19 protein-coding genes are annotated in these 22366 nt (G+C 39.5%); 12 read left to right on the top strand and 7 right to left on the bottom strand.

All coding sequences use genetic code 11. From position 1 onward, the window contains the following. Window positions 1-337: 337 nt before the first annotated feature. The 3 genes from I6F44_RS18780 to I6F44_RS18770 all read left to right on the top strand — a co-directional run bounded on the left by I6F44_RS18780 (window position 338) and on the right by I6F44_RS18770 (window position 3108). Window positions 338-559, top strand: a complete 222-nt coding sequence (locus I6F44_RS18780; protein WP_007581825.1) for a hypothetical protein — start codon at window positions 338-340, stop codon at window positions 557-559. Between the two features lie 226 nt (window positions 560-785). Beyond that, window positions 786-2807: a GAF domain-containing hybrid sensor histidine kinase/response regulator gene (locus tag I6F44_RS18775; protein WP_197174352.1), complete on the top strand. Its 2022-nt coding sequence runs from the start codon at window positions 786-788 to the stop codon at window positions 2805-2807. Between the two features lie 40 nt (window positions 2808-2847). Then, on the top strand, window positions 2848-3108 hold the full coding sequence (locus tag I6F44_RS18770; protein WP_101216793.1) for a hypothetical protein: 261 nt from the start codon (window positions 2848-2850) through the stop codon (window positions 3106-3108). Window positions 3109-3225: 117 nt separating this feature from the next. Here I6F44_RS18770 and ahpF read toward each other — a convergent pair whose 3' ends face one another. Next, window positions 3226-4800 carry an alkyl hydroperoxide reductase subunit F gene (gene ahpF / locus I6F44_RS18765; RefSeq protein WP_197113709.1) on the bottom strand — a complete coding sequence of 525 codons (1575 nt, stop codon included), beginning with the start codon at window positions 4798-4800 and terminating at the stop codon, window positions 3226-3228. 154 nt (window positions 4801-4954) lie between these two features. Next, entirely contained in the window at window positions 4955-5524 is a 570-nt protein-coding gene (gene ahpC / locus I6F44_RS18760) for an alkyl hydroperoxide reductase subunit C (RefSeq protein WP_008134426.1), read from the bottom strand. A 282-nt stretch (window positions 5525-5806) separates the two neighbouring features. Here ahpC and I6F44_RS18755 point away from each other — a divergent pair, with 282 nt between their 5' ends. The 3 genes from I6F44_RS18755 to I6F44_RS18745 all read left to right on the top strand — a co-directional run bounded on the left by I6F44_RS18755 (window position 5807) and on the right by I6F44_RS18745 (window position 7514). Then, window positions 5807-6226 (top strand): DUF3429 domain-containing protein, encoded by a 420-nt coding sequence (locus I6F44_RS18755; protein ID WP_165725021.1) that lies wholly within the window; start codon window positions 5807-5809, stop codon window positions 6224-6226. Window positions 6227-6293: 67 nt separating this feature from the next. Next, entirely contained in the window at window positions 6294-6695 is a 402-nt protein-coding gene (locus I6F44_RS18750) for a hypothetical protein (RefSeq protein WP_002960599.1), read from the top strand. Window positions 6696-6698: 3 nt separating this feature from the next. Continuing rightward, entirely contained in the window at window positions 6699-7514 is an 816-nt protein-coding gene (locus I6F44_RS18745) for a class I SAM-dependent methyltransferase (protein ID WP_121955528.1), read from the top strand. Between the two features lie 27 nt (window positions 7515-7541). On the opposite strand, the gene I6F44_RS18740 is transcribed toward I6F44_RS18745, so the two are convergent. Continuing rightward, window positions 7542-9146 (bottom strand): GMC family oxidoreductase, encoded by a 1605-nt coding sequence (locus tag I6F44_RS18740; RefSeq protein WP_197174351.1) that lies wholly within the window; start codon window positions 9144-9146, stop codon window positions 7542-7544. Between the two features lie 102 nt (window positions 9147-9248). On the opposite strand from I6F44_RS18740, the gene I6F44_RS18735 reads away from it, so the two are divergent. The 4 genes from I6F44_RS18735 to I6F44_RS18720 all read left to right on the top strand — a co-directional run bounded on the left by I6F44_RS18735 (window position 9249) and on the right by I6F44_RS18720 (window position 13552). Continuing rightward, complete coding sequence (locus I6F44_RS18735; protein WP_197174350.1) at window positions 9249-10259, top strand: AraC family transcriptional regulator; 1011 nt, start codon at window positions 9249-9251, stop codon at window positions 10257-10259. A 37-nt stretch (window positions 10260-10296) separates the two neighbouring features. Further along, on the top strand, window positions 10297-11283 hold the full coding sequence (locus I6F44_RS18730; protein ID WP_197174349.1) for a Gfo/Idh/MocA family protein: 987 nt from the start codon (window positions 10297-10299) through the stop codon (window positions 11281-11283). A 429-nt stretch (window positions 11284-11712) separates the two neighbouring features. Then, window positions 11713-12456, top strand: coding sequence for a FadR/GntR family transcriptional regulator (locus I6F44_RS18725; protein WP_024591884.1), 744 nt, complete (start codon window positions 11713-11715; stop codon window positions 12454-12456). A gap of 232 nt (window positions 12457-12688) precedes the next feature. Then, on the top strand, window positions 12689-13552 hold the full coding sequence (locus tag I6F44_RS18720) for an EamA family transporter (protein WP_007581815.1): 864 nt from the start codon (window positions 12689-12691) through the stop codon (window positions 13550-13552). 81 nt (window positions 13553-13633) lie between these two features. Here the strand turns inward: I6F44_RS18720 and I6F44_RS18715 are convergent, their stop codons facing one another. Both I6F44_RS18715 and I6F44_RS18710 read right to left on the bottom strand, forming a co-directional pair. Next, on the bottom strand, window positions 13634-14830 hold the full coding sequence (locus tag I6F44_RS18715; RefSeq protein ID WP_166379576.1) for an MFS transporter: 1197 nt from the start codon (window positions 14828-14830) through the stop codon (window positions 13634-13636). A gap of 74 nt (window positions 14831-14904) precedes the next feature. Further along, window positions 14905-15999: an NADH:flavin oxidoreductase/NADH oxidase gene (locus tag I6F44_RS18710; RefSeq protein ID WP_197174348.1), complete on the bottom strand. Its 1095-nt coding sequence runs from the start codon at window positions 15997-15999 to the stop codon at window positions 14905-14907. Window positions 16000-16476: 477 nt separating this feature from the next. Here I6F44_RS18710 and I6F44_RS18705 point away from each other — a divergent pair, with 477 nt between their 5' ends. Together I6F44_RS18705 and I6F44_RS18700 are read left to right on the top strand one after the other, a co-directional pair. Next, complete coding sequence (locus I6F44_RS18705; protein WP_197174347.1) at window positions 16477-18894, top strand: TonB-dependent receptor; 2418 nt, start codon at window positions 16477-16479, stop codon at window positions 18892-18894. 87 nt (window positions 18895-18981) lie between these two features. Next, complete coding sequence (locus I6F44_RS18700; RefSeq protein ID WP_197174346.1) at window positions 18982-20565, top strand: tetratricopeptide repeat-containing sulfotransferase family protein; 1584 nt, start codon at window positions 18982-18984, stop codon at window positions 20563-20565. A 340-nt stretch (window positions 20566-20905) separates the two neighbouring features. Here the strand turns inward: I6F44_RS18700 and I6F44_RS18695 are convergent, their stop codons facing one another. Together I6F44_RS18695 and I6F44_RS18690 are read right to left on the bottom strand one after the other, a co-directional pair. Then, entirely contained in the window at window positions 20906-21337 is a 432-nt protein-coding gene (locus I6F44_RS18695) for a universal stress protein (RefSeq protein WP_197174345.1), read from the bottom strand. A gap of 519 nt (window positions 21338-21856) precedes the next feature. After that, window positions 21857-22207: a hypothetical protein gene (locus tag I6F44_RS18690; protein ID WP_197174344.1), complete on the bottom strand. Its 351-nt coding sequence runs from the start codon at window positions 22205-22207 to the stop codon at window positions 21857-21859. Window positions 22208-22366: the final 159 nt, after the last annotated feature.

Here is a 22366-nt window from a genome sequence, read left to right as displayed (position 1 = left end):
GCGCGGATTACATCAAGGTCAGAAGTAATAATCTTCACTAAAAGACCGTATATATGACAGCAAACCTGTCCCTGCTATCGTTGAATGACACCTTGCAATACTGGAGGAGACCATATATGAATTCTGGTTAAGAGATTTAAAAACACTATAAATAATAACGATATTTAAGTCTGTTTCTCTCTAGCTAGAAATTTTTGGTGAAAACAAGGCGAATTTACGCGTCAATAGCTGGTCTATTGCAAGGAAATTCAACGCAGTTAGCGCTAAAAATAGCTGCTTGAGATAGATTTATTATCCAGAACTCAGGTTAGCTATAGCCTACACATAAGAGAATATTATGAGCGAAAAAATAAACGAAGAAGCACTCCACGCCCTAAAAATAGCTTTTACTTACATGCCTAAAGCGATTGAAGTGACAAAGTATGAATATGGCGAGCGCTACCAAAGCGTACTTGATCACATTGAAGCTGTACGTGAAACACTGCTTATTAACGATGTTGACCCAGAGGAAGTAGGCGGCGATATCAACCCGCAATATACCCCAAATTCAACGTATTAAAAGTATACCGCTGAGTATTATATGCTCGGCGGCATGCTGCGCTATAAACTAGCACTATTAATAAATCACTAACTTAGTTCATAAAAACATAAGGTTATAAATTTAATACGTATCAATTTTAGTTATTAGTAATTAAAACTGCTAAACTGGATTTTAAACTAATACCAATGCCCTAATTGGCCTATGTATTATATAAATTGAACAAAAGCTTACGGGGTGTTTTCTTTTGAATTTTTTACGATGTTTTCACGATATAGTTTCTAATCAATCTCTTGATTTTGAAAATAAAATTAATAAGCTCTTAGTGTTTGGGTTAGAAGTATTTGACCTTGAGCTAGGTATTATTAGTAAAGTAGATAAAAACAGCTACACCGTTTTATATGCCAAAACCCCTGACAACTCACTTTTACCCGGTACCGTGTTTGAATTACAAGGCACCTATTGCGTACATACGCTCGCTGCAGGCTCTGCACTTGCCTTTCATAAAGCATCTCAAAGTGCAATTGCAAACCACCCCTGTTATATAAACTTTCAGTTAGAGTCTTATATTGGCGCGCCAATAAAAATTGGTGATAAAATATTTGGCACCGTTAACTTTTCATCCGCAAAAGACTCCCTCGCTTTTAACGATGATGCTTATGACTACATCGAATTATTTGCACAATGGCTTGGATCGGAATTTGCTCGCACCCAAGCTAAAGAACAACTCATAAAAAATAGTAATACTTTATTAAAGTTAGAGCACGTTGCAAATATAGGTACGTGGGAGGTTGATCTAGTCTCCGATAAAATCACCTGGAGCGAGCAAACATATCTCATACATGAAGTGGATGAACAATTTCAACCGCAAATGAATTCTGCAATCGAGTTTTATAAAGAAGGCCCAAGTCGTGAAGGCATTACTCGCGCGGTAGAATTAGCCATAGAAAAAGGCAAAAAATGGAATTTAGAACTAGAAGTAGTAACCGCTAAAAATAAACACTTATGGGTGGCTACCTTTGGTGAGGCCGAATTTGATGAAGGCCGATGTGTCCGATTATTTGGCACCTGCCAAGATGTAACCGAATCAGTAATGCTCCGAGAAGAGCTTAAACAAAAGCAAGCTCAAGCAGAGCGTCTACTTGAAGACAGAAGCATGCTATTTGCTAAAATCAGCCACGAATTAAGAACCCCACTGAATGGCATTACAGGTATGCTAACCACATTAGTTGATGAACACAGTGAAGAAGTTCGCGCTGAAAAAATTAAAATAGGACTTAGAAGCGCCGATATTTTACTTAGTATTATTAACGAAGTGCTCGATTTTTCTAAAATTAATCATGGTGAGCTAAAGCTTGAACCTACTGACTTTTTACTAAAAACAATTTTTACCGATTTAACTTCTTTGTATACACCTCTATTTAAAAACACGCATGTAACGCTACAAGTAAATAATACAATTGATGACAACTGCTGGGCGTTTAGCGACAACACACGCCTTAGCCAGATTGCTTCTAACTTACTGAGTAATGCACTTAAATTTACTGAAAATGGTTCAGTTACATTAAACACCAGCCTTTCTAAAATAAAAAATAAGCTAAGTTTAAATATTGAAGTGTCTGATACAGGCCGAGGAATGAGTAAAAACTTTTTAGAATCACTATTTTCTCCTTTTTCTCAAGAAGTAGATGCTAAAAATTCAAAAGGTGGAACAGGCCTTGGCCTTGCAATAGTAAAAGAACTTGTTGAATATATGAGCGGCAAAATAAAGGTAAAAAGTACACCTAATAAAGGCACTACCTTTTTAGTAAATATTCCTATTGAGAAAGGGACAGAACAAAAACAAGAAAGCCTTAAATCAACGTTAGATATCAACGGCAGTGAATTATCAGTGCTTGTAGTCGATGATAACGATATTAATAGGTTGGTACTTCATGCTTCTTTAGGCAAACTTAATATAAAAGCCGACTCTGCAGTTGATGGCCAAGATGCTGTATTAAAATGTCGCCAAAAGCATTATGACCTTATTTTTATGGACTGCATAATGCCCATACTCGATGGATTTGAGGCAACAAAGCAGCTTAGATCAGAAAAAATCTGCTCGCATGAAGGAACCTACATAGTGGCTATAACTGCTAATACTTCATCACAAGATAAACTTGCATGTAAACAAGCTGGTATGGATATGTTTATATCAAAACCGTTTAAACTCCCCATACTTGAAAGAGCAGTTATTAATGCGCTTGAGCATACCGTAAAAATCAGCTAATTTTTACTGCACTGCCACTGGTGAAAAATCAGAACATAAAATGAAAAACATAATTAGAACTATATTACTAACAGTACTTATTGTTGCAGTATTTAAAGGCGTTTCCACTGGGCAATGGAGCTCATCAATAACAATAGTTATCGTATCAGGCGTATTGCTGTTAGTTACATTTATCAGTGCTAAGTCATCACGTGGATCATCAGTTTATACTGGCAGTGACTCACCAGTTTCCTCTAGCAGTAACTCAGCGCACTCTCACACAAATTGTAGCGGCGGTGATTCTGGTGGTGGGTGCGATTAAATCGTGTGCTAATTCTTAAGCATTAAAAAAGCCGCCTTTGGAGAAGGGCGGCTTGGGTTAACAAACAGCTATGGGTGTAGCCTTGCTGTTATATCAAGAGAGTTTTTACTAATTACATTAAGCAGCGCTTTGATCAGCTTCTTCAGAGTGACGAATTAAATAATCAAATGCACCTAAACTTGCTGTTGCACCGCTGCCCATTGCAATAATAATTTGTTTAAACGGAGTATTGGTTGCATCCCCCGCGCCATAAATGCCTGGTAATGAAGTTGCGCCTTTAGCATCAATCAGTATTTCACCAAATTTGCTTAATTCAAGGTCGCTGTCTTTTAACCACTCAGTATTTGGTATTAAGCCTATTTGTACAAATATACCGGCAAGTTCAAGCTCTTTGCTCTCTCCCGACACTCTATCTGTGTACATTAAGCCAGTTACTTTTTTACCATCACCAAGTACTTCGGTTGTTTGTGCACTTTTGATAATAGTAATATTAGCCATGCTTTTAGCTTTACGAATAAGCACTTCATCAGCACGTAGTGTGTCTGCAAATTCAAGTACCGTAACGCTTTGCACAATATTAGCTAAATCGATTGCTGCTTCTATACCTGAATTACCACCGCCAATTACGGCAACAGGTTTACCTTTAAATAAAGGGCCATCACAATGTGGGCAATATGCCACACCATGGCCGCGATATTCTTGCTCCCCTGGTACGTTCATTTCGCGCCAGCGTGCACCAGTGGCAAGTACGAGCGACTTAGCTTTAAGTACTGCGCCATTTTCAAGTGTGATTTCGTAGCCATTGTTATAACCAAGTGCCGCTGCACGCTGATTATGCATTACATCTACATCGTATTCTTTAACGTGCTCTTCAAGCTGGGCAACCAATTTTGGCCCTTCAGTCGCCTTAATCGAAATAAAGTTTTCTATTGCTAATGTATCTGCAACTTGTCCACCAAATCTGTCGGCAACAATACCTGTATTTAAACCTTTTCGTGCTGAGTAAATCGCAGCCGATGCGCCCGCAGGCCCGCCACCAATTACAAGTACATCAAATTTATCTTTTTTACTTAGCGATTCAGCTTGGCGCTGTGCACCTTTGCTATCTACTTTATTGAGTATGTCGGTAAGGCTTAGTGCACCTTGGCTAAATGGTTCGCCATTTAAATATACAGCCGGTACAGCTAAAATATTTCGCTCTTCTACTTCATCTTGAAATAATGCGCCATCAATCATGGTCGCTTTAATATTGCTGTTTGTCGCTGCCATAGTATTAAGTGCTTGGACTACTTGCGGGCACGTTTGGCAACTTAAACTTATATATACTTCAAAGTTAAGTTCTTGAGTAAGCGATTGTATTTGTTCAATGTCTTCGCTTTTAGCTTTACTTGCGTGTCCGCCAGTATGTAAAAGTGCTAGCACTAAACTTGTGAATTCGTGGCCCATAGGTACGCCTGCAAACGTAATATGGGTGTTTTTAATAGGTGAATGTACAACCATTGACGGACGACGCGCGCTTGTATCTGGGTTGTTTATTACCGTAAATTTATCGCTCAGTGAAGCTAAATCGTTCGCTAAGCTTTCTACTTCTGCTGATTTTTTGCTGTCATCCAAGGCAATAAGCAGCTCAACAGGTTGAGTAAGCGATTCAAAATGGCTTTTTAATTGATTTTTTATGTTGTTATCTAACATGGCTTAACCCTTTTAGGAAAATTTAAACAGCAAGCCTCCCATGCCAAATAATGCATGTGCTTAAACAAGTATATTGATATAGGAGGCACCAACAAACGGATGTTCGTTGATTTAAGGGCATTTACCTGCCCTCATAGTAGGAATAAATCTATACTTAGATTTTACCAACTAGGTCTAGTGAAGGTGCAAGTGTGTCTTCACCTGGCTGCCAAGATGCAGGACAAACTTCACCGTCGTGAGTTGCAATGTATTGTGCAGCTTGTACTTTACGAACTAGTTCTTTAGCGCTACGGCCAATACCTAAATCGTGAGTTTCGATAATTTTAATTTCGCCTTCCGGGTTCATTACAAATGTTCCGCGAAGTGCTAAGCCTTCTTCTTCAATCATTACGCCAAAGCTACGAGTAATACGTCCTGTTGGGTCGCCAATCATTGGGTAAGTAATTTTACCAATTGTGTCTGACGTATCGTGCCATGCTTTATGAGTGAAGTGAGTGTCAGTAGATACTGAGTAAACTTCTACGCCCATCTCTTGAAGTTGTGCGTAATGATCTGCAACATCGCCAAGTTCAGTAGGACATACAAACGTAAAATCAGCTGGGTAAAAGAAGAAGATTGACCATTTACCTAGAACATCTTTTTCAGACAATTCTACAAAGTCACCGTTGTGGTAAGCGGTTGCATTGAATGGTTGTAATTTTGTATTGATTAATGAAGTGCTCATGGTATTTCCTCATCTATATTTAATGTATTTAAAAAGTAATCAACGCTCTCGTTTAAAACGACCTTCTGCGTTGGCTTGGTTAATACAATAAGGCTAATGGATAATTAAATAAAATTGATTGTTTAGATTAAAACAATCGGTTTTTTGGATTGAACTATATAATCTCTTTTATCGTAAGCATTATTTGGATTGTAAACGCTGGCGAATTATTAAGATCGCTAATCGCAATACTGCTACAATAGCCGCGCTTCAAATAAGTCATTAAATATAAGGCACGCCGTAATGGAAAAATTTTTTAACCACATACAACTAGGTTACTTAGGCTTAATCCCGTTTTTAGGGTGTGTGGGTTGGCCGCTTATGTTTGGCAGTAATAGCCTTAACTTAGAGTTTTTTACTTTTTACAGTATCGCCATTTTAGCATTTATGGCAGGTAGCTTGTGGCGCGCCGGAGAGCAAAGCTATAGCAATGCAATTAAAGCGGTATTACCTGTTATCCCAGTTCCATTTTTATCATTTTTACCTGTTGAGTGGGCACTGGCTTGGCTAGGTGCTAGTTTTTGGTTAGTACTTATATTTGAAAAGGCCACTCCACAATGGCAAACCTACCATAAAGATTATCAAAAAATGCGTGTAGTACTTACCTCTGTTGTGTTTGTTTGTCACATTCTTACTATTGGTATGAGTATTTATCCTAAATAGCAGCTGTAAACTTAAATGTTGCACAGTAATAAGGTAATATCCGCGCACTGCTATTTGAGGACACACCATGATTGACCAACTACGCCAACAACTCGACGAACTTGGCGAAAACTACGTAGAAAAAAACGCTGCATTTAAAATCAAAGTGATCCCATTTTTTTGTGCTATTCGCATTAAAAAAGATCATAAAAGCGAAGGTCGTTTAAGCTTTTATTCAAGTCAATTACTCGAAATTTTCTTAGTCGTCTTATTTTTGCTATTTGGTTTAACACTGTACGATACAGATGCAGGATTTACTCACGGCCCTATTCATATTGCCTTTGCCATTTTAATTACCTTTAATCTTATTATTAAACAAATCGCAATTGAAGGGTTAAAAACCAGACTTGCGTTTCATCGTTTACTAGCAAAAGACTCACAAACAAATAGCGATATAAATAATACTGCTACAAACATAAACGCTAAATAAAATATGTATTTAAATCCTCAATGGCGAATACTCACCGTAGGCGATGGCGATTTATCGTTTTCGAACGCTATTTACACTCATCTATCGCCAAAAGCTTTGGTTGCATCCACTTACGATGACCAAACTACTATTGAGCAAAAGTATCAGCACAATGCACTTGGCAATCTAAAAGCGCATAACGTTGAGGTACTTAATAGTTTTGATGTAACAAATCCCGCGTGTTGGCAAACTCTAAGTGAAAACCAGCACAGCTTTGATGTTGTTATTTTTCAATTTCCGCTTATACCTGCCTTTGTTGGCCGTGAAGCATTTGAAAACAACACGCGCCAAACCAGTATGAACGTATTAAACCGCGCTTTGCTGCATCAATTTATTAAATACGCTAACGAATACGCGCTTGATAAAAATGGCCCAATGCTGTGTTATATCACTTCAAAGGATGTAAAACCTTATCGAGAATGGAACATAGAAGGGAGTTTAAATAACGGTTTAAACGCTGATTATTTAGGCCAAATCCCATTTGATATTAGCCATTTTGAAGGTTATAAAATTCGTAATGTTGACCGCGATAAACACGTAAAAGACACCAGCGGGATAACTTACGTTTTCAGCCCAAAAAGTATTGACACACATACTAGCGAATTAAGCTCACGTCTTACCAAACCTGCATACTTAACATCTAACCATTGCCCCCTTTGCCGCGTTGGACCCTATATGGCAAGCGAGGACGAAACCAAGCATCTAAACGCTAAAAAGCATCAGCAAATGCTACATCTTGAAAGCGATTGGCAACAATGGCTAAATGAGTTTTATAGCTAATTAATAGCCCTACTACAGTTTATTTAATTACACCTTTTCGTGTTTAATTAAATCAGCTGCTTTTTCAGCAATCGCAATTACCGGTGCATTTGTGTTGCCGGTAATAATGGTAGGCATAATCGACGCATCGACTACGCGTAAGTTACTTACCCCGTGCACTCGCAAATTAGTATCCACCACTGCCATTGGATCTTGCCCCATTTTACATGTCCCTACTGGGTGATATTCGGTATCTGCAGTTTGGCGTATAAACTCAATTAGCTGATCATCATTATTTATATCAAGCGGATAGAGCATTTTACCGCGTATGTTATCAAAAGCTTTGCTTTGCATAATAGTGAGTGTTTTTTTAAGGCCTGCAAGCATTACAGTTAAATCATCTGGATGGCTTAAATAATTAGGGTCTATAAGCGGTGCACTACGCGGGTTGTTATCAGCTAATGTAATAGTACCTCGGCTTTTGGGGCGCATAATACTGCTGTGTATACTGTAACCATGCCCAGTGTGTAATTTACGACTATGATCGTCCACCAGCCCAATTACAAATTCTAGCTGCACATCGGGCGCTGGCGAGCCTTCAAATAATTTAATAAACGCGTGCGACTCTGCAAAGTTACTGGTTAATCGCCCTTCTCGTTTACTAAACCAGTTAACACAGCCTTTTATAATGCTGGCAATGCCTAGCGGGCTTATACCAAATGTGCCTTTATTTGTTTTTGATTTATAAAGTGGCACTACCGTTAAATGATCTTGTAAATTAGCGCCAACACCTTCAAGTACGTGCTGAACCCTAATGTTATGTGCACTTAACTGCTCTTTTGGGCCAATACCTGAAAGCATTAATATTTGAGGCGAATTAATAGCGCCAGCACTAAGTATTACCTCTTTTTTAGCACGTAAATTAATAACCTCTTTATTACGCTCTATTTGCACGCCTTGCGCTATCTTATTGGTTATATTTATTTTATTAACGTGGCTATGGGTTAATACCGTTAAATTGGGGCGGTTTAAATGCGGTGTTAAATATGCTTTTGCTGCACTACAACGCTCGCCATTGTGCTGAGTTACCTGCGATAGACGTGCGCCGCTTTGCTCTTTACCATTTATATTGTCGCTTAAGTTAACGCCCTGCTCAGCACAGGCATTTAAAAAATACTGGTTTACATCGCTTGGGTTACTTAGCTCTTGTACATGTAGCAGACCCTTTGTCCCGTGCAGCTCATTATTTATAAACGCTTTATTGTTCTCAGCTTTAATAAAGTACGGAAGTAAACTATCAAAATCCCATCCCGTGTTGCCATTAGCCGCCCATTGGTCGTAATCGTACTTATTACCTCTTATGTAAACCATTGCATTAGTCGAGCTCGAGCCGCCCAGCACTTTGCCACGCGGCACAAAACCACATCGGTTATTAAGCTCTTTTTGTGGCACCGTATTGTAATGCCAGCTATTTATGCCATAAGGCACACTCGCTGCTATGCCTGCTGGCATTTGCACAAATACACTGTTATCACTGCCGCCAGCTTCAATTAAGCACACACTTACATTTTTATCCTCAGACAATCGCGATGCCATAACGCAGCCGCCACTACCTGCGCCAATCACAATGTAATCAAATGTTGTATTGTTCATGATGTACCTTAATAAAAGTTTTAAACGGCTTTAACAGTAATAGTGCATAGAAAAACTCAACAAAACTTGATATTTTTAGACATCATTTATTTGAGGTTAACCATGAGCAGCCTAATCAGAGCCACGTCATTACAAAGTATAGACACGCTAATTAGCGAATTTGGCGGCGATCCGCATGAAATAATGCGAAACTGTAATATTAATAACGTTGACTTTAAAAATCTCGATAACCAATATTTACCTTATCGAGATTACGCTGAGCTATTAGAATACTGTGCTTGTAAGTTCAATTGTTCTAGTTTTGGCCTTAAGCTCGCAAGTAGACAAAATTTTGATATTTTAGGACATATTGCAATAGCAGCTAAAAGTAGTACTAATTTAGGTGATGCACTTAATTGGGTTATTAAATACCTTCACTTGCACAGCCCTGCACTTAGCTTAAACTCGCACCCTTTAGAGAATGATAAAAGCTTGTTTTTATCATTCGAAATTAATTTAAAACCATTACCGAACATTAACCAAGTGATTGAGCTAACCATTGGTTTAGCATTGGCTGTTATTAAAAAGCTGAGTAATAACCGCTGCAAACCAATTAATATATTTTTGCCAAAAAAATTAAGTACTAATACTCGTGCCTATAACACTTACTTTGGTTGTAACGTTATAGAGCATCGCAACAGCGCTGGTATTGTAATCTCAAAAAGTGATTTAACTCTTGAGCTTGATCACCCTGAACTAAATAAAGTACAAGCAGCGCTAAGCTTCTTGGCAAAAAACAAAGAACACACACAACCATTACCCAACCAAGTTAGTGCACTAATTAGGCCTATGCTTCCTATTTATCAATGTAGTAACCAAACTATTTCAGCTGCGCTGGGTATGCACCCGCGTACTCTGCATCGAGAACTTATCAAACATAATACGAGCTTTGTAAAACTTAAAGATGCCACTCGTCGCGCTTTAGCTGCACACTATTTAGCGCAAAACCAATTTACAATATCAACCATATCTGAGCTTTTAGGGTATCAGGAACAAGCAACGCTAAGTGTTAATGTTAAACGCTGGTTTGGATGTTCTCCTCGAGCATATAGGACTAAAAAAATGTTAAACTAAACACTCTTATTATTTTTATTTAAGCTAAGGAGTGAGCATGAACTTTGTTATTGTTGGCACCAATTTTATTAGCGACACACTGTTAGCCGCTGCAAATACATTAAACGATTTCAATTTATATGGGGTGTGCTCGCGCGCAGTATCAAGCGGCGAAGCATTTTTAGCCAAACACCCACAAAATGCACAAGCAAAAATTTTCACCTCAATCGAGCAAGTATGCCAAGATCGCAATGTTGATGCTGTCTACATAGCCGCCCCTAACAGCTTACATAAGCAATATGCCGTTATGTGCCTAGAAGCAGGTAAACATGTCCTTGGCGAAAAACCATCAGCTGCTAATTCTAAAGAGCTTGCAAGCATTATAGCTACAGCAAAAAAGCATCAGCGCCTTTACATGGAAGCCATGATGACCACTCACTTGCCTAACTTTGCACGGCTGCAACAGGCAATGGTAAAAATTGGCACTCCACGTAAATATATTGGCCAGTACAGTCAATATTCATCGCGTTACGATAAGTATAAAAATGGCGAACGCCCAAATACATTTTTACCCGAGTTTGCTAACGGTGCTTTGGTTGATTTAGGGATTTACCCACTGTATTTATTGATTGCATTGTGGGGCGCACCAAACAGTGTACACGCAAGCGGCGTATTACTTGATACAGGTGTTGATGGTGCGGGCGATGTATTACTAAACTACGCTGATAAACAAGCAGTTATTAGTTACTCTAAAATATCGCAAGGCGACAACATAACCGAAATACAAGGCGAACTTGGACGCATACGTATAGAAGCCGTATCGCAACTTAAAAAGGTGGAGTTTATTGCTAATAATGGTGAGGTAGAGGTTATATCCCAGCCGTTTGATGAGCACTTTATGAAATACGAAGTTGAACATTTTATGGCATTAGTGAAGCAAAATATTCTTGAGTCACCCGTTAATACGCACATTTTAGCCAGTAACGTAATGAGCGTACTTGATGAAGCGCGCAAACAGCTTGGGGTTGTGTACCCTAACGACTAGCTAAATAAAATATGGGCGTTAACCAACGACAGTTAACGCCCAGAAGAAAGCTTAAATAGCTCTCGTACAACGACACATTTTACAAACACATTTAAAAATAGCGATCCCCATCCATGGGCAATCAAATACTTCTACAACAAACTTAACACTAACAACCCAAATTCGGTTTATTACCAATATTTATTATTCAATAACCTTAAAACTAACCTAACACATAAAAACATTACCAATCAAGCTAGCCAATTGCATTATTTTAAACTAAATTGGTAATACAATAATACAACCATTGGTGTATAGTGGTTTTTAACCATAACATCGCGTTAGAATTTTGACATAATAGTGAATTTTGAGGTAACCTCTGGTATTAACAGTTGGTTTTGACTTTTAGGCCCCAGAGGCCATTATTCCTTAAGGTAATGAAGGTAAAGTATGGGTAATCGTCGCTTATTTTGGCGCATAGTTGATAAAATTGAGTCTTTAATAAATCAAGGCGAATTTTCTGCTGGGAGTCGTTTACCACCTGAACGTGAACTTGCAGAAATGTTTGATGTAAGTCGCCCTACCATTAGAGAAGCTATTATCGCATTAGAAGTACGTGGCCGAGTTGAAGTTAAAACCGGCTCTGGTGTTTACGTAGTAGAACAAAAAAATGCATCTATAAAATCAAAAGAGATCAGTGCATTTGAACTTACTCAAGCTCGCGCATTAATTGAAGGCGAAATTGCCGCTTTAGCTGCTCAAAGCATTACAGAAGAAGAACTAGAGCAACTAAATAAAACATTAATTGCCATGGAAAAAGGCCTTTATGTTGAGCAAGCCGACCGTGAGTTCCACGAAATTATAGCTAGAGCAACACGCAATAAAGCACTTGAATTTGCAGTGTCTAACTTGTGGGATTTACGTTTAACAAACCCACAAATTGTTGCTGACTATGGCAGTGTGTGTAAAAACAATAACGAGTGCGTTATGGACGAACACACCGCTATTTATACAGCTCTAAAGTCGCATGATGCAAATGCAGCGCGCACCGCAATGCACAAACATTTTAACCGCTTAATTAATGCTTTATTTGACGCTGTAGAATCGCGTGCACTTGAAGAAATTAAACGCAAAAATGATGAAAAACGAGGCCTCTACTCGCTTGATGGCTTAGTTAATAAAAGTGCCCACTAAGGCCTTTTAACCAACTGATTAAAGTTAGTAAACGCCTGTTTGCTAACTTTACCTCTTACTTTATTTACACGCCCTATTTAATATACTTTTAATTGCGCTATTTTTGGTCGCAAACACTTACCTATAAATTTAAAAAAAGATACTATGCCGCCATTAATATCGGGCGGGTTTAGCTTTTATACTCCCTGCATTACATAACTAATTGATAGAGTTACTCAACTCAAGGATTAAAATGCAAGCATCTTCAAAAAGTTATTTACTGGCTATCGTGTGTGTACTGCTTGCAATGATGACCATTCAAACGGGCGCGTCATTTGCAAAACAGCTTTTTCCTATTGTTGGCCCTGAAGGTACAACTGCCCTTAGGCTTGGTTTTTCTGCCTTTATACTTTGCTTAGTGTTTAAACCTTGGAAACACTTACCTACTTCTGGTAATCGTATTCCTATAATTGTGTATGGTTTAAGTTTAGGCGGCATGAACATTTTGTTTTATTACGCCATTGAACGCATTCCACTAGGCATTGGTGTAGCACTTGAATTTACAGGCCCGCTTGCTGTTGCCTTATTTTCATCACGCCGTAAACGTGACTTATTTTGGGTTGCGTGTGCTATTGCCGGTATTTTACTTCTGCTTCCTGATATGAGCGGCCAAGACAGCCTTGATCCATTGGGTGTAGCGCTTGCGCTTGGTGCCGGTGCATGTTGGGCAGGTTATATATTATTTGGTAAAAAAACGGGCACACAAAGCTCTGGTGGAGCCACTGTTGCATTGGGTATGACCGTTGCCGCTATAGTGCTAGTACCTTACGGCGGCATTATGCAAAGCGCCGCGTTTACGTGGGAAATTATCCCACTGGGTATTGGTATTGCTATTTTATCAAGTGCACTGCCTTACACACTTGAAATGGTTGCACTGCGTAACATGCCTTCACAAGGGTTTAGCGTAATGATGAGCTTAGAGCCTGCAATAGCTTCGCTCGCAGGGTTTATTATACTGGGTGAGTTACTTACTTTATGGCAGTGGCTCGCTATTTTACTTGTTATTATTGCATCTGTTGGTAGCTCGTTTTCAAACGCAAAAAAACAGACTACTTAATTAACTACCAAATAATCTAAATAACCTAAATAAAGTCACCACGCAACATGGTGACTTTATTATGTTGTATCCGGTAATTTTTTAACTCACAGCCTTACTTTGCTTTTTAGTTGTAACCAAATAACCAATCAACGAAATAAGCGGCATGCCAGTAGCGACCAGAGCAATACCTGTCCACCCGCCCGCTTCATATAATGGGCTGGCAATAAGCGAGCCTACTGCGCCACCTACAAATATACTCGTCATGTAAATAGCGTTTAAACGCGCACGGCTTTGCGGCTCCAGTGCATACACTGCACGTTGACCCAATACCATATTGGCCTGCACAGCAAAATCAATAAACACACCGGTTAATGCCAATACTATAATGCCGTAAGGTAGCTCAAATAAGCTTGGTAAAAAGCACACTGCTGCAATTACTTTGGCCAGTAACGATACCTGATGTGTATAGCCTTTATCTGCCAAGCGACCAACAATGGGGGCAGCTACAGCACCTGCCGCACCCACTAATGCAAACAATGCTATTTCTGATTGCGATAAACCATACTCACGGGCAAGCACAACCGGTACGCTCGTCCAAAATAAACTGAACGATGCAAACATTAATGCTTGAAAAAGTGAACGTTGGCGCAGCACTGGCTGGCTAATCATTAACTGTTTAAGCGATTTTAATAACTTAAAATACGTTGTTTTATGGGTAGGTTGCCTGCTTGGAATAGCAAAATAAATTACGCCTGCAATAAACACCATACACCCTGCTGCAAAGTAAAATACAGCACGCCAACCAAAGTGATCGGCTATTAAACTCGATATAGGTCTTGCCAGCAAAATACCTAGCAAGAGACCCGCCATAATATTGCCAAGAACCTGTCCGCGCTTTTCGTCAGACGATAAATGCGCAGCAAGCGGAATAAGCACCTGAACAGAAACCGAGCTCATACCTATCATTAAACATAGAATAAGCATTACATTAGGTGAATCAGCAAGTGCAGTCCCCACTAAACTCAAAAACGACACAGCTAAAGTAATAAGCATTAAACGCTTATTTTCAATTAAGTCAGCTAATGGCACTAAAAAAAACAACCCCAAAGCGTAGCCTATTTGTGTAAGCGATACGATAAGGCTAGCACTGTGCGCACTTAATCCAACTTCTGGGGCAAGCAACTCAATAATAGGTTGAGCGTAATAAATATTGGCAACAATAAGACCGCAACACAAAGCAATAATAGTAACGAGTGTATTGCTAAGTGGTTGTGGTGAAACGCCTGGCTGGGTCATGTGTGTCTCTACTTTATAAAATAATAAAACCCAACCAGCAAACGCGGGTTGGGTTTTTACAAAAAAACTAAACTTTATTTAATTGGTGACGGCTGCCCATGTGGGCTTGAACGTAAATACTGTTTAGGTGCAGTTACTGTAGCGCCAAGCTCTGCAGCTGCATGCCACGGCCAATGCGGGTTATATAAAATGCCACGCGCCAGCGCTACACCATCGGCTTGCTGCTCACTAATAATATCCTCGGCTTGTTGCGCCTCAGTAATTAAACCCACCGCTATAACAGGCATTTTAACCGCTTCTTTTATGGCTGTTGAAAACGGTACCTGAAAATTAGGTTTTACTGGTATTTGTTGCTCAGGACTTAAACCCGCAGTACTTACATGAATAAAGTCACAGCCGAGTTCATCAAGCGCTTTACCAAGCACTATCGATTGATCTAAATCCCAGCCGCCTTCAACCCAATCAGTTGCCGAAATACGCACACCTACCGCTTTTTCACTAGGAAATACCGCTCTTACCGCTTTAAACACATCAAGCAATAAGCGCATTCTGTTTTCTAGGCTGCCACCGTAGTTGTCATCGCGCTTGTTTGAAAGTGGCGACAAAAACTGGTGTAACAGGTAACCGTGCGCACCATGTAGCTCGATTAAATCAAGGCCGAGTTCATCAGCGCGTTTAGCTGCACTGACAAAGTCTTTAATTAATGAGTCTATGTCGTCTTGACTCATTGCTTTTGGCACTGGGCTGTTAGCGTCGTACGCAATTGCCGAAGGTGCCACGGTTTGCCAGCCATTAACGTCATCAGGTGCAATAGCATCGCCACCGTCCCATGGTTTTTCAGTTGATGCTTTGCGCCCAGCATGCGCCAACTGAATACCAATAGGCATAGGGCTATATTGTCTTACAGCTTTTAGGCTTTTGCCCAGGGCTTGCTGGGTTTCGTTATTCCAAAGCCCTAAATCGCCGTAGCTAATACGCCCTTCTGGGTTTACTGCTGTTGCTTCTAAAATAAGTAACCCTGCACCACTTAAACTCAATTGGCCTAAATGAATAGTATGCCAATCGCTAGCAGCGCCATTATTGGCTGAATACTGGCACATGGGTGCAATAATAATACGGTTATCTAACGTTACTTGCCCAAGTGATAAAGGCGAAAATAGTTGGCTCATTGTTAATCCTTAAAAACACGCACAAAAAAGTGCGGACAAAATAAAAAAGAGAATACGAAGCGGCAATCAAACACGCTCACTCAATAACTTACACAGTTACTTATAAATACGACTACCACTCTTAATGGGGATAAAAACACACTTTAATAGTGCTGATAAAAGCATAACTAATGACATTATAAACTATCAATTTTAATGTAATAATTTGTTTAACGAACACGTCATAAAGCCATCTTTAAAAAATGAATGACTATTTACCTTTAAACAAGGGTGTGATTTTTAACCTAACTGTACCTAATAGCACTAAACTATTGCCTGTATTGCCTATTAAGTAAATAAAAACCCTACACACCAACCATATTTATTCTATAAAAGTGAATTAAAATTCAATTTAAATATTCCAAGCTACTTCACTCCCTGATAAACTGCTTAACTTAATTTACTAATGTAAAACATTTGAACTGGGGATCACTTTTTATGTTTAAACCAAGCTTGTTAACCTTGGCTATTTCGAGCGCTGTTTCTAGCGTATTTTTATTGCCTAATGCCGCACTTGCTCAAGAAGAAGTTGCAGCTAAAAACAAATCACTCGAAGTAATCGAAGTTACAGCAACAAGGCGCAGCGGCTCTGTGCAAAATGCACCGCTAAATATTACAGCCCTTGATGCAGATATTATGAAAGATCAAAATATCAATGAGCTTGCGGATGTTGCACGCTGGGTACCTGGTTTAACAATCACCGATCAAGGTGGTCGCTCTGGCTCACCTATTATTGTTCGTGGTTTAAATACAAACTCTTCTGGTCCATCGTCAGATGGTGGCACGGTATCTACTTACATTAACGAAATTCCGGTTTCGGTAGATATGCGCCTTGTAGATATTGAGCGCGTTGAAGTATTAATTGGGCCACAAGGCACCCTTTATGGTGCAGGCACATTGGGCGGTGCAATTCGCTACATGCTTAAACAGCCTGAGCTTGATTTTACATCGCTTGAAGTTTACGGCGACCTGTTTCAAACAAAAGAAAGTGACTCTTTAGGTGGCGAAGGCGGTTTTATATTTAACCTTCCTATTATCGAAGATAAATTAGCAGTTCGCGCCAGCTTAAATGTATATGAAGACCCTGGTTTTATCGATTACGGCTACGTAGTACGCGAGCCAGGCGTATCGTTGCCAGATCCAGATTGGAGCGATAGCTCAGCAGTTAATAACAACCTTAAAAATGTAAAAGACGCCAACGGCGAAACCACCACTACTGGTCGTATTTCTGTTCGCTTTAAACCAAATGAATCGTTTGAAGGTACGCTTAACTACTTTTACCAAAACCAAGACAGCGAAGGCCGCTCGATTGTTCATTACAACAGCCTTAATGCAAACAACGGTTTAAGCGACGTAATAGGTAAATACGAATCAGCTTATCGCTTTGAAGAGCCTCGCGAGAAAAAAGATCAATTACTAAGCCTTGAACTAAAAGCCGACCTAGGTTTTGCAGAGCTCGTATCGGCAACCGGTATTTCAAGCTTTGATGCCGACGGCCAACGCGATCAAACCGATTTACTTATTCGTCTTGATTACGGCTATGAAGAATTTCCTTCGTTTTCAACGTTTACCCGTGAAATAGACGAAGAAGATACCTTCACTCAAGAAATTCGCTTAGTGTCGCAAGGCGACAGCGACTTTAACTGGATTGTGGGTGGCTTTTACAACAAAACAGAAACCGAAGCATCAAGCAGAGAGTTTACGCCTGGGTTTGACCAATTCGCTATCGATAACTTTGGTGGCGAGCAGCTAAGACCTGACTCATTAGAATACTTAGAGCTTACAAAAAGTACCGTCACTGAGTCTGCACTATTTGGTGAAGTTGGCTACCAAGTTACCGACAAATTAGATGTGACCATTGGTGCCCGTTTTTACAAATACGATATAGAGTCGCAAGCGGCTTTTGACTTCCCGCTAGCCAATACACTGTATGGTGGAGTAGATCCTGATGCGATCACTGTTGAATACGAGAAAGATGAGGCTGACGATAACGGTAACTTATTTAAATTTAATGCTAAATACCAGTTTACTGACTCTGTAATGGGCTATGTAACAGTAAGTGAAGGTTTCAGAATTGGCGGCTCAAACGGTTTAGTGTCTTGTCCTGATCCAATTGTTGAGGATCAACAAACAGGCTGTGGCAAACCTGACGAATTACTATATGAAGCCGACACCACAACAAACTACGAGCTAGGCTTTAAAAGTACATGGTTTAGAAGCCAACTACACTTTAACGCCGCGTTATTTAACGTAGATTGGGATGATGCACAAATTACGGGCGCTACGGATATAGGCCAATTAACATATATTTCAAACGCAGGCAGCGCTAATGCAAAAGGGGTTGAAATATCAACTCGTGCAATTTTATCTGACTCGTTCTCGGTTTATGCAACTTATGCCTACACAAAAGCAGAGCTAACATCAGACGCACCATTTTTGTTTAATGCCGATGGTACCGGTGGCGCAGAAGACGGCGACCGTTTACCTGGTTCACCTGAAAACCAATTTTCGATGGGTGTAAACTATCAAACAGATGTGTTTAACGACAAAACGCTTGATATTAACTACGGTTTAACCGCGCAAAGCGACGTGCTTTCAAGAGTAGGACTTCGTGATAACGGCGAAACACTACCTGGTTACAGCTTAAGTAATATTTCAGCTAAATTAACGGCTGATGCATGGTCAACTACGCTATATGTTGATAACCTATTCAACAAATACGCGGTTACATCCGTTCGTCGTTCAGATGCAGATATAACATCCGCTAATGGCGCCGACATACAACGTAACTACGGCCATTACATTAATCGCCCGCTTACGGTAGGTGTTAAATTTAACTACAAATTTGAAATATAATTTATAGTAATTTTTAAACAATGTTTTAAGGCTCAAATTTATTTGAGCCTTTTTATTTTCTTTTACAAAATAATAATTACCAAAACCATGCAGCCAAATTTAAAGCAACTTCATCAAAGCGCAATACACTCCCTAAACCAAGGTAAAATAGAGCAAGCACACAAAGCCCTAGTGGAGTTAGTTACACTCAAACCAGACTTTGCTGATGGGTATTTTTTGTTAGCTATGGTTAATTTAACTGTTGGGCAAATACACAAAGCAATAAAGCTCATCGAAAAAGCCCTTACCCTTGGCCAAAGTATTGAATACACCGCGCAACTTGCTAAATGTTACGCACTTACTGGCGAATTACAAAAAGCAAAAAACACCGCGCTATCAGTGCCATTAAAGCAAATAACTAAAGCACTTGATGCCGACACACTCGGCGTTGCACTTACTCAAGCAGGCATTCACGAACACGCACTTAACTACTTTGAGTGCGCTATTAAACTGGCTACAGCAGCTAACAAAGCTCAACCACCGTTTTATTATAACTACGGTGTAAGCGCTAAGTTTTTAGGGCTATTTGATAAAGCCCAACACGCTTTTGAAAATGCCATAGCGCTTAACCCGCTGCATCATCAAAGTCATTTTGCATTAAGTGATTTAACTAAAGTAAGTAAGCAAAACAACCATATTGAGCGCTTAAAAAACGTATTTGAGCAAGTAACGCACCCCGATGCAAAACTGCATATTGGCCATGCTTTAGCAAAAGAGTATCAAGATATTGGTGAATTTTCAGACGCTTGTAACGCGTTAGAGCAAGGTAAAGTAGCAAAACGTGCTGTGCAGCCGTTTGATCATAAAAGCTCAACTGAGTTATTTGAACATATTAAACTCTTAAGTGAACAGCACAAACAAGCGCTAACACAAGGTAACCCAACGGCCGAACCTATTTTTGTATTAGGCATGCCCCGCTCTGGCACCACATTAGTTGAGCGTATTTTATCGAGCCACAGCGACGTGCAATCAGCCGGTGAATTACAAGACTTTGGCCTAAGCGTTAAAAAGCTAAGCCAAACACAAACACCTCACGTGCTCGACACTCAAACGCTCAGTAAAGCCTACGAGCTTGATTTTAATCAGCTTGGGTCAACCTATTTAAACGCAACACGCGTAATAACAGGCAGCCATAAACACTTTATTGATAAGCTCCCGTTTAACTTTTTTTATATCGACTTAATAACCAAAGCACTGCCAAACGCTAAAATCATTTGTATGCTGCGCGATCCAATGGACACCTGTATTGGCAACTACCGCCAGCTATTTACCATTAATAACCCCTACTACGCGTACTCGCTCGATTTACTCGACACCGCTAAATTTTATAGCCGTTTTTACAAACTAATGCAGCACTTCAGCATGCAACACAGCAATATAAAATTAGTAAAATACGAAGAATTAGTCGCACAGCCCGAGCAGCAAATTAAAGAGTTAGTCAGCTTTTGTAACTTAGAGTGGCAAGAGCAATGTATAGATTTTCACTTAAATACCGCACCGGTTTCTACTGCAAGTAAAATGCAAGTACGCCAACCACTTAACAATAAAGCAATTGGCCGTTGGAAAGCGTTTAAGCCACATACTAATAAAGCAGTGGAGTACCTTTTAAAGCAAGGTATTAGTATTGAATAAACGCTTTATTTTACCGGTGAGAGACGCCAAATAAGCGGTTTTGTGTAAGTGTAGGTCGGATAAGCGAAGCGCCATCCGACACATTAAAATACCTTGCCAATTATTATCAATATTTTATGTTGTCGAGTGGTTGGAGAGTGGCCATAAGCGGACCTTCATTATTCAGTCAATTCAAGAGGAAAAGACCAGGTTATACATACAGGTACTGCCCCAGTATGAAAAGTTCACTTTCGGGCAATTAAACCGTGTATTGATGTTTACACAACTCACATTTTTACCCAACCTGCTGGCCACTTTGTCCCGTCTAAAACCGCAGCGGGACAAGAGATACGCGCCAATTTTATTTGACTATTAACACTGGGCAATCAGCTTTATTGGCGATCGTTTCTGCAACGTTAACATTCAAAAAATGAGAAAGTCCGGTTCTTCCATGACTGGCAATTACCACCATGCCTATATCACCGCCATTAGTCTCATCTAAAATCTCATTAATGGCATCACCATGTCGAATAACCGTTTCAATCTTTAAATCAGTATTCAACTGACCTAATAACTCATGCATTTTACTCGCCGCAGCGTCTTCCATATTTTTAGCTAACTCTTGGGGAGTTATCGCAAGGATCATATAATTCTCATTATCTGAAGGCTGATCAACAATGTGTAAAATACGAATGCCTACTTGATATAAATTCGCCATTTCAATGGCATATTGCAAAGCATGTGATGCAGTATCAGAAAAATCCGTAGGCCATAAAATATTACCTATTCGCATATTATTCTCCTTCACAATCTAAAATCATATTTTTCAATGATATTACCAACTCCATAAGAATAGACTCGGCCCCATCTCAGCAAGTTAAGTGTAGTGAGTATTAAAGGGTTATCTATTGATTACGATCAATAAATAACAATAAGATACTAAAAGTAACAATACCTCATCAATTTATGCTTATTAATTAGGCTATGACTGCGAGGTTTATTACTCTGGTTGTCGTTGTTGTTTCTTTTATAAGATAATCAATATTTGGGGTAATTGGGGCTGACAGTCAGTTTTTCGCTCACAGTTGAACTCACAGCCAAAAGCTGACCTTCAAGGCGTGAATCGATACTCTGTTGGGTGGTGTCTTCGGCTTAACCAATCTACCTTTTGACGTGTGTCGGATAAGTGGCTTCCCCACGCCATCCGACACAGTAAAATACCTTGCCAATTATTATCAATATTTTATGTTGTCGAGTGGCTGGAAAGTGCCATGAGCGGACTGTCGTAACCTTAGACTCTTGTTATAAGCAATTATGCCAATTGTTCTTTTAAACCTGTAATTAATCTATTTGCAAACTTTGCAGCCTCATCAGAAACACCGCCATTTGGAAACGCTGGTTCGAAAATTGTAAACAGAGTTTCTTTAAACCAAACAATATTATTCTTGATTGGAGGCATTGCATAAACTTGATCAATGTAATGAATAGCATCGGCAACATCTTGTTCAGTTGCACCAAGATCGTTGAAATGTGCAAGAGCTTCAATACCTATTAGAGTTAATTTTTCTTGATACTCTAACATTGGTGAGGTATCTGAAGGTTTATTATCCCACATGTTTGTGCGGGCAACTTTCATGCATGCATTTTGTATAGATGAACTCATACTTTCCTTTGCTTATGACTTTTCAATAACGGGCGCAGTGTAGTGGTCAACTAATTTTGGCCACAGTTTTAGAATCTTGGTATCTAATCTCAGATTCATTTGGTGCTAAACCAGCATTATAATGATGCGGTCTAACATTGTTGTAATATCCATTGATAT

Source organism: Pseudoalteromonas sp. NZS11_1, from assembly GCF_015864275.1.
GTDB lineage: Bacteria > Pseudomonadota > Gammaproteobacteria > Enterobacterales > Alteromonadaceae > Pseudoalteromonas > Pseudoalteromonas arctica.
The sequence above is the reverse complement of the archived record's forward strand: the minus strand, read 5'-3'. Positions and strand labels throughout refer to the sequence as shown.